Source organism: Erythrobacter mangrovi (genome assembly GCF_013260645.1).
Lineage (GTDB): Bacteria > Pseudomonadota > Alphaproteobacteria > Sphingomonadales > Sphingomonadaceae > Qipengyuania > Qipengyuania mangrovi.
The window spans coordinates 1,778,261-1,793,866 of sequence record NZ_CP053921.1 but is presented as its reverse complement, the minus strand read 5'-3'; the positions used below and the strand labels follow the sequence as shown (position 1 = coordinate 1,793,866).

Here is a 15,606-nt window from a genome sequence, read left to right as displayed (position 1 = left end):
AGGTCGGACGTTGCCGTTTCCCCCGTCGAAAGTGCACAAATTTTTGGCATTTTGCCGATTGTCTCGCTATGCACCCGCCACCTATTCGCGCATGGGGTCACGAAGGGGTCGAACGAAGGACCCGGCAGATCCTACCTTCAAACGGAAAATCGATTTAAAATGGGCTTCTGGAACAATCTCTTCAAATTCGGTTCGCAGAACATGGCGATCGACCTCGGTACGGCTAACACGCTGGTCTATGTGCAGGACCAGGGCATCATCCTGAACGAGCCGAGCGTTGTCGCGATCGAGACCATCAATGGCGTCAAACGGGTGAAGGCCGTGGGCGACGATGCGAAGATGATGATGGGCAAGACCCCTGACAGCATTGAGGCGATCCGCCCCTTGCGCGACGGCGTCATCGCCGACATCGAAATCGCGGAAGAGATGATCAAGCACTTCATTCGTAAGGTGCACGGCCGCAAGAGCCTGCTGCGCTACCCCGAGATCACCATCTGCGTTCCCTCGGGCTCGACCTCGGTCGAACGGCGCGCAATCCGTGACGCCGCCTCGAATGCGGGTGCATCGCAAGTCTACCTGATCCTGGAGCCGATGGCCGCCGCGATCGGTGCCGACATGCCGGTTACGGAACCGGTCGGCAGCATGGTGGTCGACATCGGTGGTGGCACAACCGAGGTTGCGGTGCTGTCGCTGCGCGGTCTCGCTTACACCACGTCCGTGCGCACCGGTGGCGACAAGATGGACGAAGCGATCGTTTCCTATGTCCGCCGACACCACAACCTGCTGATCGGCGAAGCCACGGCAGAGCGCATCAAGAAGGATTACGGCGTGGCCCGCCAGCCCGCGGATGGCGTTGGCGAGAGCATCACCATCAAGGGACGTGACCTCGTCAACGGCGTGCCCAAGGAAATCACCATCAACCAGGGCCATATCGCCGAGGCATTGAGCGAGCCCATCGGCGCCATTGTCGAAGGCGTGCGCATCGCGCTCGAGAATACGGCCCCCGAACTGGCCGCCGATATCGTCGACCAGGGCATTGTGTTGACCGGAGGCGGTGCGTTGATCGGTGGACTCGACGAATACCTGCGGGAAGAGACCGGGCTGCCGGTGACCATCGCAGAGGATCCGCTGTCCTGCGTCGCTGTTGGAACGGGCCGGGCGATGGAAGATCCGATCTATCGCGGCGTCCTGATGACGGCCTGAGAAAGGACCTGGGATGGCGCCGCCAAGCCAACGGCGCTCGAGCTACTCTCGCAGGGCGCAATACAATGTCTTTACCGGCTACATCCTGGCCGGTCTGGGAGCGCTCGTCGGTGCGGTGCTGCTGGGCGTGTCGTTGTTTCAGCCTAGCCTGTTTGGTTGGGCAAGGTCCGGCGCCAGCGACACTGTAGCCCCTGCTGCCGAGACTGCTGCGACGGTTCGCACGGGGACGAGGACTTTGTGGGAATCGATCGCGGGCTATTACCGCGCCGGATCGAAGAACGCCGAGCTTGAACGCGAAATGGAGATAGCGCGCATCCGGCTCGTCGAAGCAAAGGCGGTGGAACAGGAAAATCGCCGTCTCAAAGCGCTTATCGGCCTACAGGACACTTCGGCGGAACCCGTGGCAATGGCCCGCCTGATAGGTTCTACCGCATCCAGCACGCGCCGCTTCGCCTATGTCGGCGTCGGGCGGCGCGATGGCGTCAAGGTCGGCATGCCAGTTCGCAGCCCGCGCGGTGTCGTGGGGCGCATTCTCGAAGTGGGCGCCGATAGCGCCCGGGTCCTGTTGCTGACAGACAGTGAGAGCGTCCTGCCCGTGCGCCGGGCCAAGGACGAGGTCGTGGCCTTTGCTGAGGGACGCGGCGACGGCCTGCTACGCATCCGCCTGATCAATCTCGGCATCAATCCACTCGAGCCTGGCGACGTCTTCGTTACGAGCGGCGCCGGCGGCTACTACAGGCCGGGAACCGCAGTCGCCATTCTCACAGAAAAGACCGATGACGGCGGCCTGGCGCGGTTGATCAGCGATCCTGCGGCGACGGATTTCGTGGCGATCGATCCCATTTTCGAGCCCGAAGCCGTGGTAGCGGTGCAAACTCCTGTCGAGCAGGAGCTTGGGAACTGATGGAGCGGATGAACCCGCGTTCGCGCAGTGACGCCTATGGCAGCCGCATCAACCGTTCGCACTCGCCGATACTGGCTTATTCGGTACCCTGGGCCTCGATCATACTCGGGTCGATACTTCCCGTCTTCCTGCTAGCGATCGCCATGCCCATGGTGCCACCCGCAGGACTGCTGCTGCTGCTGGGATGGCGGCTTGTGCGCCCCGGCCTTCTGCCTGTTTGGGCCGGCCTTCCTCTGGGCCTGTTCGACGACCTTTTCAACGGCCAACCATTTGGATTCGCAGTCCTGGGCTGGTCGCTGGCCCTGATTGCCATCGAAGTGATCGAATTGCGCTTCCCCTGGCGGAGCTTCTGGCAGGACTGGTTCACCGCAGGTATACTCCTTGTCACCTATCTGTTGTCGGGGTGGCTCCTGTCGGGCGCCACTCCAACCGCCTCGTCACTCGTCGCCCTCGGTCCCCAAATCGTGCTCACGGTCCTGCTCTTTCCACTTTTCGCCCGCTTCGTGGCGCGGCTTGACCAGTTCCGCCTGACACGCAGGAAGCGGATCGCATGAAGCGGTTGGGTACAGGCAAGACGAAGCGCCGGGAGGTGGTCAACCAGACCATGCTCGAAAATGCCTTCGACCGGCGGACTTTTACCATCGGTACGGTCATGGGCGGGGTCGGTATCCTCCTTGCATTGCGCCAAGCCTACATCGCGATCGCGGAAAACGAGAAATACGAGCTCGAGTCGGAGAGCAACCGCGTCAACCTCTCCTTGATCCCGCCTCGCCGCGGATGGATCCTCGACCGCAACGGCGCCCCGCTTGCATCGAACCGTGCCGACTTTCGCGTCGACATCATTCCCGACAGGACGCCCGATCCGGAGCGCACGATCGATGAACTCACCAAGATCCTCGAACTTGACGCGAACCAGGCGGCCGACGTGAAGAAAAGGGTCAGGGACTCGCGAGGCTTCCAGCCCGTAGAAGTCGCATCTGGCCTCAAATACGAACAGTTCGCAGCGGTAAGCGTCCGCCTGCCCGACTTGCATGGCGTCGTCCCGCAACGCGGCTTCTCACGCTTTTATCCCACGGGCCCATCGGTCGGCCACCTGATCGGCTATGTGGGGCCAGCCAATGCCGAGGAATATGCCCAGGATCGCAATCCATTGCTGATCACTCCGGGCTACAAGATCGGCAAGGACGGGCTGGAAAAGGTCTTCGAACAGGAAATCAGAGGTGTGCCCGGCGCGCGCCGGGTTGAGGTTACCGCGTCAGGCAGGATCGTACGCGATCTGGAAACGCGCGAGGATGTCCAGGGCGACCCTGTCCAGCTCACGATCGACGGACCACTGCAGGATTACGCAGCGCGGCGCATTGGGCTGGAAAGCGGTTCGGTGGTCGTCCTGGATTGCGAGACGGGCGATATCCTGTGCATGGCATCCATGCCTAGTTTCGATCCCAACAGCTTTTCCCAGGGGATCGGGCGCGTCGAGTATTCAATGCTCAGCGAAGACGAGCGGGTGCCGCTGCGCAACAAGGTCCTCAAAGGCCTCTATCCGCCAGGCTCGACGGTAAAGCCGATGGTAGCCATGAGCTTCCTGCGCGAAGGACTCTCGCCCGATGCAGCAACGAACTGTGCCGGCGGGCTTCGGGTAGGCAACCGTGTGTTTCACTGCTGGAACCGCCGCGGGCATGGCCACGTCGACATGGCCAAGGGCATCTACCAGTCCTGCGACGTCTATTTCTATCACTTCGCCCAGCAGATCGGCATGGACCCAATCGCGGCCATGGCCCGCCGCGTCGGTCTGGGGCAGAAATTCGACCTGCCGGTGACGAGCCAGTTCTACGGTACGGTGCCTGACCCGGCCTGGAAGCTGAATAAATACGGCCGTGAATGGCAGACCTACGATACCGTCAACGCCACCATTGGCCAGGGCTACATGCTGTTCAACCCGCTGCAGCTGGCGGTCTATTCGGCACGCATCGCATCGGGGCGTCATCTTGAACCGCACCTGGTGAAATCGAAGATTCGCCAGCCCTTCGCGCCGGCCGATTTCAGCCAGGAGCACGTCGATATCGTGCGCCAGGCGATGAGTGATGTCGTCAACGGACCGGGCACGGCCGGACGTGCGCGCCTACCCATCCAGGATGTGCTGATGGCGGGAAAGACCGGTACAGCGCAGGTCGTGGGCCTCAACCTGTCGAACGGCAAGACAGGACCATGGAAGTATCGCGACCACGGCCTGTTCGTGTTCTTCGCCCCCTACGACAAGCCGAAGTACGCCGGTGCAGTGGTGATCGAACATGGTGGCGGTTCCGGCGCCGCCTATCCCATCGCACGAGACGTAATGACCTTCCTGTTCGATCCCGCAAAGGCAATGGAAGCACTGCGCGGCTATGAGGCCCAGTGGGGCGGTACCGCACAGCAAAGGCTCGATGCGAAGTACCGCGCCTATGCAGCAGCAGCAGGCCAGTCCGTGAAACCGGTGCCTGCCCGCGAAGAAGAGATCTTCGACCGGGTTGAAGCCGAGGCGCGCGTTGCTGTCCGCCAGAATGAAAACATCGCGGAAGAAACGCTGCAACCGCGGGTCGACACACTGCCGGGCGATAATCCGCCTCCGCCCGGTGCGATCATCGAACCCGAGGTGCAGGCCTCACCCGCGCCGGCGGCTGTAACACCCGACAGCGGGCCAACACCATGAGCGGGATCGTCCCGGCACCGATCGCCCGCCAGCCATGGTCGATGCTGTTTCCGTTGCTTATCCTCGTCGGCTTCGGCTCACTGGTGCTTTACTCCGCGGCCGGTGGATCGTGGACAACCTACGCCGAGAACCACATCGTCCGGTTCCTCGTCTTCCTGGTGATGGCCTTCGTGATGAGCCGATTCACCAAGGAAATGGCAATGTTCTTCGCCTTCCCAATCTACGGTGTGATCATTCTGTTGCTCGTCCTTGTCGAGGCAATCGGCTTTGTCGGCGGCGGCAGCCAGCGATGGCTCAATCTGGGCTTCATGCAATTGCAGCCGTCCGAACTGATGAAACCGGCCATTGTGCTGGTCCTGGCGCGATTCTACGCGATCCTCCCCATAGGGATGATCCCGACCTGGCGATCGCTCGTTCCCGCAGGAGTCATGATGGGCCTGCCCGTTGGCCTGGTACTCCTCCAGCCCGATTTGGGCACCTCTCTCGCAATCGCATTTGGCGGCGTCGTGGTGATGTTCGTCGCTGGCCTACCACTGCGCTGGTTCATCGGTGCGGGCGCTGCCGGGGCGGTGCTGGCCCCCCTCGCCTTCTTCTTCGGACTGAAGGAATACCAGCAGAAGCGCGTTTTCACCTTCCTCGATCCGGAAAGCGATCCGCTAGGCGATGGCTATCATATAACCCAGTCCAAGATCGCGATCGGGTCTGGCGGAATGTGGGGCAAGGGATTCAATGAGGGATCGCAAAGTCACCTCAATTACCTGCCCGAACCACACACGGACTTCATCTTTGCGACCATGGCAGAGGAATGGGGTTTTTTCGGCGGACTGATCGTACTCGTATGCTTCGCTTTGATCCTCAGCTGGGGATTGCGTGTCGCGCGACAGAGCAACGACCGTTTCGGAAAACTGCTGGCAACCGGCATGACCGCGACAGTCTTCTTCTATGTCGCGATCAATCTCATGATGGTCATGGGGCTGGCACCAGTCGTCGGCATCCCCCTGCCCTTCATGAGCCACGGCGGCAGCTCCATGATGACCAACATGATCTGCCTTGGGTCGTTGATGATGGTCAGTCGCTGGAACCGTTACGCACCACGGAGCGGATTGGCGCGCTAGGCATCGATCAATCCCAATTGGAGCGCCCTGACGGTAGCCCCAACCCGATCATTGGTACCGAGCTTTTCATAGAGCCGCTTCGTATAGGTGCGCACCGTCTCTGGAGAGATGTGGAGGATGGCGGCGATATCGGCGCTCGATTTACCCTTACTCAGCCACTCGAGCACTTCGGCTTCACGCTCGGACAGTGAAATCTTCCGTTCCCGCGCGTCCAACAGCGCACAAATCCTTAGGTGGGCGGCTTGCATCAGCACATGCAGCATCGTCTGGACCCCTTCGTCGAGCGGATCAGCGTCCTCCGGAAACCCGAACGAAGCATAGGCATCCCTGTGCGCGGGTCCGAACAAGGCAAGGCTAACACCCTTGGTCAGGCCATGGCGGATGCATGCTTCTGCATAACGCTGACCAATGTTCATCGATGCACCCAGTTCGAAAGCCCGACCCCAGGGCAGCACGGGGCCATGAGAAAAGGTCAGGCGTGGCATCGGATCGATCTGCCGCAGCCCGGCGGATCTGTACTCCTCGGTAAAGGCAGCGGGAAAGCCCTGCTGGTAGATCACGGCCTCATCGGAAGTATGGGAACCGAAAACCGGGGTACAATGATAACTTTGCTTGTCCGCGCCAAGCCGCCGCGCCAAGCGATTGACGAAATGCAGCACTTCGCTGGGCTGCTTCAAACTATCCATATGCGCCGCGTAGCGCTGCATGGCTGTCCCCCGATCGAGTGACTGGAATTAAGCATAACAGAAAGTATAAACCCGCCAAAACACGTTCGCGTGGTCGCAGGGGGTTTGAGTGTTCGTGGTGTTTCTTAAGTGAGTGGGTCGAAGGCGGCCCCGGGCCAGGATTTCAACCACTTCACTGAAATTGATTGTGAAAATCTTACCGACAAGCTGGACGCGGATGCACTCGACACCGTGCTCTTGGCACTTTGCCAGGCCGGAAAGCGAGAGCGCAGCACTACAATCTGGGATTTGCCCACGCTAACCGGCCTATCTTTGCAGGACGTATTCTCGGCCGTGCGTGCGCTCGAATTCAATCGTTTCGTCCGGATCTACGATAACCCGGCGGACCCTTTTGCATCGGTCGTTTCGATCGAATTGCCGGGTGTTCACAGGCTTTCGGCGATGCGTTCGACCCCGGCGAAATAAACCCCTTTTAATCCGTGAGAGGCCCGCTATATGAGCGCCTCCCCTGAGTCGGGGGAGCCCGGAAACGGGTACGCGGCAAGCCGCAGTGTGGACGCATAGCTCAGTTGGTAGAGCAGCTGACTCTTAATCAGCGGGTCCTAGGTTCGAGCCCTAGTGCGTCCACCATTTTCCTGCCTCACATTGCAATGTCGTAGCGGAATTGGATATCACATCACAATGTGATATCTGAGTCGCATGGCTACTGATATCATCACCCGAGTCCGTACCCTCGTAGAAGAGGGCAAGATGACTCGAGCCGGCCTCGCACGTGCTGCAGGCCTCCACGCCAATACCTTGCGCGACTGCGGCGACCACGGTTGGAATCCAACCGCAGACACGCTGGGCAAGCTCGAACGCTTCCTCGAAGCCAATGACGAGACACCGGTGCTCGTCGGAATCGAAGAGATCATCGAGGAAGCGCGCAACGGCCGCATGTTCGTGCTGGTCGACGACGAAGATCGCGAGAACGAAGGCGACCTGGTCATCCCTGCGCAAATGGCGACGCCCGATGCGATCAACTTCATGGCAATGCACGGCCGCGGCCTGATTTGTCTTACGCTGACCCGCGAGCGGACCGAACAACTTGGCTTGCAGCTGATGAGCCGTTCGAATGGAACGCGGCATGAAACGGCCTTCACCGTCTCGATAGAGGCACGTGAAGGGGTGACAACCGGCATTTCGGCCGCCGACCGTGCGCGCACCGTTTCGGTGGCAATCGATCCGACACGCAATGCGCAGGACATTGTCACGCCGGGCCACGTATTCCCGCTGATCGCGCGCGACGGCGGTGTTCTAGTCCGTGCTGGCCATACCGAAGCGGCGGTCGACATCTCGCGGCTTGCCGGCCTCAACCCCTCGGGCGTGATCTGCGAGATCATGAAAGAGGACGGCAGCATGGCACGGCTCGAGGACCTGATCGGATTCGCCCGCCGCCACGGCCTCAAGATCGGCACGATCCGTGACCTTATCGAATATCGCATGCGCCACGACCATCTCGTCGAGCGTGCGAGCGAAAGCGAGTTCGTTTCGGACTACGGCGGCGACTGGCGGGCCATGACTTACCGCAATGCGGTCGATGGCAGCACGCATGTCGCCTTGCAAAAGGGCCACGTTGAGCCGGGCAAGCCGACCCTGGTGCGCATGCATCGTATCTCGATCTTCGACGACGTGCTCGGTCGTCCGGGCCAGCGCAAGCGTACGCTCCAGCGCGCGATGAAGGCGATCGGCGACAATGGTAGCGGCGTGGTCGTGCTGTTGATGCCCAACCGCCCCGAAAGCCTGCAGAATGAAGTCGGCGGCGTGCGTCCGACCGATGGCGGTGAACTGCGCGAGTATGGCGTCGGTGCCCAAATCCTCGCCGATCTCGGCGTCCACGAAATGGAACTGCTCACCAATTCACATCACAATGTCGTCGGCCTTGAGGGCTATGGCATCACAGTAACGGGCGAACGCCCGATTCCGGAGTAAGCACTTGGCCCGTTTCCTTATCGTCGAAGCCCGTTTCTACGACCATCTCAACGACATGCTGGTCGAAGGCGCGCGTGCTGCGCTCGCCAATGCAGGACATGAGGTGGACGTCCTCACCGTCCCCGGCGCGCTGGAAGTGCCCGGCGCCATCGCGCTCGCGTCGGAGAGCGATCTGTATGACGGCTATGTCGCGATCGGCGTGGTTATCCGTGGCGAGACCTACCATTTCGAGATTGTCGCCGGAGAAAGCGCGCGTGGGATCATGGCACTGACCATGGATGGCATGGCAATCGGCAACGGCATCCTGACTGTCGAAAACGAAGAGCAGGCGCTGGTCCGCGCCGACCCGTCGCAGAAGGACAAGGGCGGCGAAGCGGCCAAAGCCGCGATGGCGCTGCTCGACCTCCAGACGCGCTTCGCTGCCTGACTACATGATCGAAACCGCCGCGATGATGATGGTCGCCTCCGGGGCGATCCATGCCGTGGTCAACGCTGTTCTCAAATCGGGTGACGACAAGCTGGCGAGCCGCGCGCTGATCGACCTCAGCGGCGGCTTGCTGGTCCTTCCTGCAGTCTTCTTGGTTCCCCTACCCCACGGGGCATGGGGCTGGCTTGCTGGGTCACTTGCGGTTCACGCGGTGTATTTTCTCGCGCTGGTCCGTGCCTTCGAAGTGGCGGACATGAGCGCGAGCTACCCGATCATGCGCGGAACTGCACCAGTCTTCGCGGCAATGGGCGGCGTGTTCATCCTTGGCGACGCAATTACCCTGCCGGTCGCAGCGGGAATGGGGCTAGTCGTCACTGGCATCCTGCTGAGCGCAATTGGCCGAAACCTAACCCCGGCTGCACTCGGCTACTCCCTGCTGACCGGGCTGGCGGTCGCCTGTTACACGGTTCTCGATGCCGGCGGCGTGCGGAGCGCACCTACCCAGATGTCCTACATCGCCTGGGCCTTCCTGGTGCTTGGCGCCGTGATCGGGGCTGCATTCGGCGCATGGCGCGGGCAGGGCTTTGTCGACTATGCCAAGCGAAACTGGCGCGCCTGCGTGCTTGCCGGGGCGTTGGGCGTGCTGTCCTATGGTCTTGCGCTCACTGCCTATGCGGTTGGGGAACTGCCCCGTCTCGCGTCCTTGCGAGAGAGTTCAATCCTGTTTGCATTGGTCATCGCCATCCTGTTTCTTGGCGAAAGGGCCGACCGGCTGAAAATCATTGGTGGTACGCTGATCTTTGGTGGGGTCGTTACCCTCTTGGTAGCCCGTTAGCGCGCGCCGTCGAGAAACTCGCCAAGCCCGAGCGGCGCAAAGGGCCCGATGATCAGTTGCTCGAATACCCCAATACCTTCCGAGCCGTCGCTGCCAACCACCCTGACTGGCATTTGCACGTGGAGGTTTTCAGGTAGCAAGGGATCGAGATCGGCCAGCTCGATGTCCTCGCGCTCTACCACCAGCGGCCCCTTGTAGTGGCCGTGGCCCCATTCCGGGTGGGTGTAGCCCAGGCCTCGCATCTGGAAACGGCCTAGCGGTTCGAAACTGATCTGCTCGGGTGCCCCACGCACTGCAAGGGAAAGTGTGCCGCCTGAAGGCCAGCGCGTGCTCTGGTCCAACCTTGTGCGCATGCTTCCATGCCCCTCTGTGAGGTCCGCTGCTTGGGCCCCCTCGTCCGCCCATGCCGCGCGCGTGTTCCACGCTTCGCCCTTCTCATCATTGTTGACGTGGAAGAACAGGCTACCCTGCGGGAAATTAATCGGGGTCCATTGCCAGAAGAAGCCCGGAAGCGTGTGGCCGGGAGTCGGTTGCGGATCGCGCGCACCGATTGGTCGCACGCCCCAGCTGCGATCACGGGTCCCCATGGTCCCTTCGGCAAGCAGGCGCCGGTCACCATCGACCTCGATCCAGCCCTCGTACCGGCCGTTCTGGGTCAGTCTGGTATAGTCCATGAAAGCGCGCGGGCCGATACGGTGGATGAAGCGCGGCTCCTCGATCGGAAAGGCGCGCCCTTCGAAATAGAGGTCGGCCGAGATCCCCTCGAAATCGTCGATTGCTACTCGCAGCCGCTGCAACGGTTCGACGATCTCGATGCGAATGGGTCCGACCTGCAGGTCCATACGCTCCATCTTCAACTCGCGGCTCGCATGGATGCAGTGCTGGATCCCGCCGCGGATGACGTTGAAATGCGCATCGATCACGTCGAGGTGCGGGTAGACACCAAGGGCAACGGCGAAGAACCCGCTGCCATCGGGGGCATAGCCATTGAAGAAGTAGCGGTCGTAGAAATTGCGATCGGTGCCCGAATAGGCGACCGGCTCGGGGGTCTGGTGGATCGGGTAGTCGTCGCCGCGGGTCAGGACCATCAGAGCGTCTCCTTCAAGGCAGAGAGACTGTCACGCGCGAGCGCAAGCGAACAGCCCCCGCGTGCCATGGATAGAAAATTTGCATCTCCTCGCTCGGTGCGTTCGACAAAGGCTGCGCTGAACACTGCAGTCGAGACGCCGTGGAGAATGCCAAGCAGGTAGTCGTGCCAGATGTCATCGCGGGTTAGGCCCCTACCCCGCGCGGCCATCTCAGCCAGCCACAGGTCGAGCAGTTCGTCTTCGTGTATGCGCCACAGCGCCTCGCCGATACCGGTACCCATGAAGTAACCGACGTCGGTCATCGCCTTGCCGACCGTGACCGTCTGCCAATCGAGGATCGCAATGGGCTCGGTTCCGCCGCAGATATCGAACAGCATGTTGTCGAGACGGAAATCCCCGTGGACCAAGCACTGCGGTGGATCGGTGCGCTGGAAATAGCTGCCACTCATCTCCGCCAGTTCCTCGCACAACCGCATCATTTCCGGTTCGAGCTTATCGGCGTAGCGCTCACGCCAGACTGCCTGTGCCTGCGGGTAGAGAGCGCCGAGAGTCTGCCCGAGATCGGTTGGTGGCGCATGCCATTCCGCTTCGAGGAGATCAGTGACGCCCCAACTGGGCGCGTGGATGGCCGCCGCCTGCCTGATGCCGGCGCGCGCATCATCAATGGTGCATCCGCGGATCTGGTCGCCCTGGCGTGCCGGCCCCATGTCCTCAAACAACAGGATGAACTCGCCGCCGTCCTCGCTTACGGCCGCAAAGTGGACGCCGGGCACGCGCACGCCAAGCCTTGGTGCTGCCTGTCGGTAGAACTCGACCTCTTTGCGATAGAGGCCAAACATGACTGCCGTACCGCGGCTGGCAGCGTCTTCGGCAGCGAATTTTCCGGCAAGGGTCGCAGGGGCGTCAGGTCCTTCGAGATGGAAGCGCGCGCTGTCGCCCACCTGCCCGGTACCGATCGGCTCCCATCGCACGGTATCAACACGCGCGCCCAGAACTTCCGTCAGCCACTGCGGTGTGACATCGGCCGGGTGAACCGGAAATTCGCCCAAATCGCTCTCTCCCACGATATCGGTTGCTGATAGCTACCTGTCGTGGGATCGCATGACAATGGCGCAAATCCTGTGTGAGGGCGCCCGTGCAGGCGCCCTCCCCGCTGAGCCTACCAGACCTTCACGCGCTTTTCCGGAGCAAGGTAGAGCGCGTCACCTTCCTTGACGTCGAAGGCCTTGTACCAGGCATCGAGATTGCGGACCGTCAGGGCGCGATACTGCCCTGGGGCGTGACCGTCTGTGGCGATGCGCTGCCGCAGGGCCTCTTCGCGGAACTTGCTGGCCCAGGCCTGGGCATAGGCGATGAAGAAGCGCTGGTCGCCGGTGAACCCACCGATGACCGGAGCCTCCTTGCCACCGAGCGAGGCGCGATAGGCATCGTACGCGGCTGCAAGCCCCGCCACATCGGCGATGTTTTCACCCAAGGTCAGGTCGCCGCGGACATGCAGGCCCGGGAACGGCTCGTACCGATCGTACTGGTCCGCCAACGCCTTACCCGCCTGGTTGAATTTGGCCTTGTCGGCATCGGTCCACCAGTTGCGCATCGCGCCCGAGGAATCGAAGGCCGCGCCATTGTTGTCGAAGCTGTGGCTGATCTCGTGTCCGATCACAGCGCCGATTGCGCCATAGTTGAACGCCGGGTCGGCCTTGGGATCGAAGAAGGGACGCTGGAGGATCGCGGCCGGGAAGTTCAACGCGTTTTGCACCGGCAGGTTAACCGCGTTGACCAGCTGCGCATTCATCCACCATTCGTTCTTGTCGAGTGGCTTGCCCACCTTGGCCAGCTGCTGGCGATAGTACAGCAAATCGGCTGCCTGGAGGTTGGCGTAGGCGCTTCCCGGTTCAACCCTGAGTGAGGAATAATCGGTCCAGGTGTCGGGATAGCCGACGCCTACCGCCATGGTTTCAACCTTGTTCTTAGCTTCGGCCTTGGTTGCGGGCGCCATCCAATCAAGCGCATCGATCCGCTTGGCGAAGGCATCCTTGATGTTGTCGACCATGCCTGCAATCGCAGCCTTGTCGGGCGCGGGGAAGTACTTCTCGACATAGAGCTTGCCCAACTCGTCGCCCATGTGCTGATTGATGGCGCCAAGCGCGCGCTTGTCGCGGCTGCGCTGTTCCTCCTGCCCGAACAGCTTCTTGCCATAGAAAGCGAAGTGCAGCTCATCGAGCCTGGTCGGCAAGACCTCGGTATTGGCGTTGATCCGATGGAAGGTCATCCAATCCTTCCACGCCGCGAGCGGTTCCGACGCCACGAGTGCCGACAGCTTGGTAATCGCGCTGGGATGGTAGGCGTCGAAGGTTTCGAAGCCCGCCAGCTGTGCGGACTTGAAGAAGGTATCCCAGTCCATTCCCGGGGCCTTGGCCTTGAAATCGGCCTGCGACCACAGCGAGCTTGCGGTAGTCCAGTCGTCGCTTTCTTCCCGGCTGACATGCGCCCTGGCGATCTTGATTTCGAGATCGTAGATGCGTTGCGCCTTGGCCTCCGCATCTGCGACACCTGCGGCTTTCAGCAAGTTGACGATATATGCCTTATACGCGGTGCGCAGGCCCGCCATCTTGGGATCCGAAGACAGGTAGTACTCGCGTTCGGGCATGCCGAGGCCGCCCTGCAGCAAGTATGGAACCACTTCCCCACCCTTGAGTGCCTGCGTGACGAAGACGCCGAAGAGGTTCTCGGTTTCGAAATCGGTGCTGTTTAGCGGATCGACGTCGGCGCGCATGCTTGCCCCGATCGCACTGGCGAGCTGCGCCTTGTCCGTGATCGCATCGATCCTGGCCAGATCGCTTTCGATCGGCTTCATACCCGCAGCATCGATTGCCTTGGTGTCGAGGAAGGATTCGTAAAAGGTCATTACTCGCCAGGCATCGGTACCCTGCGCCGGGTCGGATTTCACGATCCCGTCGATCAGCGCCGTCAGGTTCTTCTCGGTCTGGAGGAAGGCGATATAGAAACCGCCGACATTCGAACGGTCGGCCGGTATCTCGGTGCTATCGAACCAGCTCCCGTTTGCGTAGCGGAAGAAGTCGTCACCGGGTTTGATCGAGCTGTCCATCCAGCTCTGCTCGATCCCAAGTTCGGTCCCTGTTGAAGCGACCTCTGTCTCATCGCCGATTTGGCTGCAGGCGACGGGTCCAAGCGTGGCAACGGCGGTACCGAGCAGCAGCGCTGCAACGAGACGGTTTTTCATGATTACAGCTCTCCTGCGGCGCGCGACGCGCCTTGTCTGGAAAGCTCGCTTGATATGCGCGTACCCCACGAGCGGCAATTGCCGCTCGTCGAGGCATCGCAGGGGTCGGTCGAGTTAGCCCAGCTTGCCGAAGCAACCGCGGCCCGCGTAGACCGCACTGCCGCCCAGCTCTTCCTCGATACGGATAAGCTGGTTGTACTTGGCGAGCCGGTCCGAACGGGCCAGCGAGCCGGTCTTGATCTGCCCGCAATTGGTGGCGACCGCGAGATCGGCGATGGTCGCGTCCTCGGTCTCGCCCGAGCGGTGCGACATGACCGCGGTGTACCCGGCGCGGTTTGCGATGCTGACTGCATCGAGCGTTTCCGACAGCGTGCCGATCTGGTTGACCTTGACCAGCAGGGAGTTGGCGAGACCCTTGGCGATCCCATCGCTAAGGCGCTGCGGATTGGTGACGAACAGATCGTCGCCAACCAGCTGGACTTTACCACCAATCAGATCGGTCAAGGCCTTCCATCCGGCGAAGTCGTCTTCACTCATGCCGTCTTCGATCGAACGGATCGGATAGTCGTTGCACAGATCGGCCAGGTAGCGCGCCATCTCCTCCGGCGTCAGCGAGATCTGTTCGCCAGCAAGGTCGTAACGCCCATCGGCGAAGAACTCGGTCGATGCGCAATCCAGCGCCAGTGCAATCTCTTCACCTGGCTTGAAGCCGGCCTGCTCGATCGAGGTCATGATGAAGTCGAGCGCATCGCGCGTGCTGGCAAGGTTCGGCGCGAAGCCGCCCTCGTCACCCACCGCGGTGGCCAGCCCCTTCTGCGAAAGACCTTTCTTGAGCGTATGGAACACTTCCGCACCCCAGCGGACAGCTTCGGCGAGGCTGTCTGCGCCGACTGGCATGATCATGAATTCCTGGATGTCGATCGGGTTGTCGGCATGCTCGCCGCCATTGATGATGTTCATCATCGGAACCGGCAGGACATGCGCAGATACGCCGCCGATGTAGCTGTAGAGCGGCAGGCCGCGCGCTGCCGCTGCAGCCTTCGCCACTGCCATGCTGGTTCCGAGGATCGCATTTGCGCCCAGGCGGCCCTTGTTCGGCGTGCCGTCGAGCTCGATCATTGTGGCATCGATATCGCGCTGGTCTTCGGCATCGAGACCAAGGATCGCATCGGCGATTTCGGTGTTGGCCGCATCGATCGCCTTGAGCACACCCTTGCCCAGGTAACGACCCTTGTCCCCATCGCGCAGCTCGACCGCCTCATGCGCGCCTGTCGATGCGCCCGACGGGACCGCAGCCCGACCGAAGCTGCCGTCTTCGAGGAGGATGTCCACCTCAACCGTGGGATTGCCCCGCGAGTCCAGGATTTCTCGGGCATGAAGATCGATGATCGCGGTCATGGTCGGTAGCGCTCCGGATAAAGGTGTTGTAAAATGCTATAACACCCCCAGA

The 15,606-nt window shown here is 61.5% G+C and carries 14 protein-coding genes and 1 tRNA gene; 10 read left to right on the top strand and 5 right to left on the bottom strand.

The features are described 5' to 3' along the window. Positions 1-159: 159 nt before the first annotated feature. Genes HQR01_RS09200 through rodA form a run of 5 tightly spaced genes read left to right on the top strand, consistent with a single transcriptional unit; the run spans position 160 to position 5,908 of the window. Positions 160-1,203 (top strand): rod shape-determining protein, encoded by a 1,044-nt coding sequence (locus tag HQR01_RS09200; RefSeq protein WP_173214534.1) that lies wholly within the window; start codon positions 160-162, stop codon positions 1,201-1,203. A gap of 13 nt (positions 1,204-1,216) precedes the next feature. Next, a complete protein-coding gene (gene mreC / locus HQR01_RS09195) occupies positions 1,217-2,107 on the top strand; it encodes a rod shape-determining protein MreC (RefSeq protein ID WP_173214532.1) in 891 nt (296 codons plus the stop codon). Continuing rightward, positions 2,107-2,661, top strand: coding sequence for a rod shape-determining protein MreD (locus HQR01_RS09190; RefSeq protein WP_173214530.1), 555 nt, complete (start codon positions 2,107-2,109; stop codon positions 2,659-2,661). The genes mreC and HQR01_RS09190 overlap by 1 nt, the downstream gene beginning before the upstream one ends. After that, positions 2,658-4,793 carry a penicillin-binding protein 2 gene (gene mrdA / locus HQR01_RS09185; RefSeq protein WP_173214528.1) on the top strand — a complete coding sequence of 712 codons (2,136 nt, stop codon included), beginning with the start codon at positions 2,658-2,660 and terminating at the stop codon, positions 4,791-4,793. The genes HQR01_RS09190 and mrdA overlap by 4 nt, the downstream gene beginning before the upstream one ends. Then, complete coding sequence (gene rodA, locus HQR01_RS09180; protein WP_173214526.1) at positions 4,790-5,908, top strand: rod shape-determining protein RodA; 1,119 nt, start codon at positions 4,790-4,792, stop codon at positions 5,906-5,908. The genes mrdA and rodA overlap by 4 nt, the downstream gene beginning before the upstream one ends. Here rodA and HQR01_RS09175 read toward each other — a convergent pair. Further along, positions 5,905-6,615: a helix-turn-helix transcriptional regulator gene (locus HQR01_RS09175; RefSeq protein WP_173214524.1), complete on the bottom strand. Its 711-nt coding sequence runs from the start codon at positions 6,613-6,615 to the stop codon at positions 5,905-5,907. The two genes, rodA and HQR01_RS09175, sit on opposite strands and share 4 nt — an antisense overlap. 108 nt (positions 6,616-6,723) lie before the next feature. Here HQR01_RS09175 and HQR01_RS09170 point away from each other — a divergent pair, with 108 nt between their 5' ends. From HQR01_RS09170 to HQR01_RS09150, 5 genes are all read left to right on the top strand, one after another. Continuing rightward, positions 6,724-7,059, top strand: a complete 336-nt coding sequence (locus HQR01_RS09170; protein WP_173214522.1) for a hypothetical protein — start codon at positions 6,724-6,726, stop codon at positions 7,057-7,059. A gap of 89 nt (positions 7,060-7,148) precedes the next feature. Further along, positions 7,149-7,224, top strand: a tRNA-Lys gene (locus HQR01_RS09165). Between the two features lie 69 nt (positions 7,225-7,293). Then, positions 7,294-8,565, top strand: a complete 1,272-nt coding sequence (ribB, locus tag HQR01_RS09160; protein ID WP_173214520.1) for a 3,4-dihydroxy-2-butanone-4-phosphate synthase — start codon at positions 7,294-7,296, stop codon at positions 8,563-8,565. A gap of 4 nt (positions 8,566-8,569) precedes the next feature. Beyond that, on the top strand, positions 8,570-8,992 hold the full coding sequence (gene ribH / locus HQR01_RS09155) for a 6,7-dimethyl-8-ribityllumazine synthase (protein ID WP_173214518.1): 423 nt from the start codon (positions 8,570-8,572) through the stop codon (positions 8,990-8,992). Between the two features lie 4 nt (positions 8,993-8,996). After that, the gene (locus HQR01_RS09150; RefSeq protein ID WP_173214516.1) at positions 8,997-9,827 is read left to right on the top strand and encodes a DMT family transporter; all 831 of its coding nucleotides are present in this window, start codon (positions 8,997-8,999) and stop codon (positions 9,825-9,827) included. On the opposite strand, the gene HQR01_RS09145 is transcribed toward HQR01_RS09150, so the two are convergent. The 4 genes from HQR01_RS09145 to eno form a co-directional block, all read right to left on the bottom strand. Beyond that, on the bottom strand, positions 9,824-10,915 hold the full coding sequence (locus HQR01_RS09145) for a hypothetical protein (RefSeq protein ID WP_173214514.1): 1,092 nt from the start codon (positions 10,913-10,915) through the stop codon (positions 9,824-9,826). The genes HQR01_RS09150 and HQR01_RS09145 overlap by 4 nt on opposite strands. Next, the gene (locus HQR01_RS09140; RefSeq protein ID WP_234030101.1) at positions 10,915-11,964 is read right to left on the bottom strand and encodes a phosphotransferase family protein; all 1,050 of its coding nucleotides are present in this window, start codon (positions 11,962-11,964) and stop codon (positions 10,915-10,917) included. Before HQR01_RS09140 ends, HQR01_RS09145 begins: the two co-directional genes overlap by 1 nt. Positions 11,965-12,074: 110 nt before the next feature. Next, positions 12,075-14,156 carry a M13 family metallopeptidase gene (locus HQR01_RS09135; protein WP_173214512.1) on the bottom strand — a complete coding sequence of 694 codons (2,082 nt, stop codon included), beginning with the start codon at positions 14,154-14,156 and terminating at the stop codon, positions 12,075-12,077. 114 nt (positions 14,157-14,270) lie between these two features. Further along, a complete protein-coding gene (gene eno / locus HQR01_RS09130) occupies positions 14,271-15,554 on the bottom strand; it encodes a phosphopyruvate hydratase (RefSeq protein WP_173214510.1) in 1,284 nt (427 codons plus the stop codon). Between the last annotated feature and the right edge of the window lie 52 nt (positions 15,555-15,606).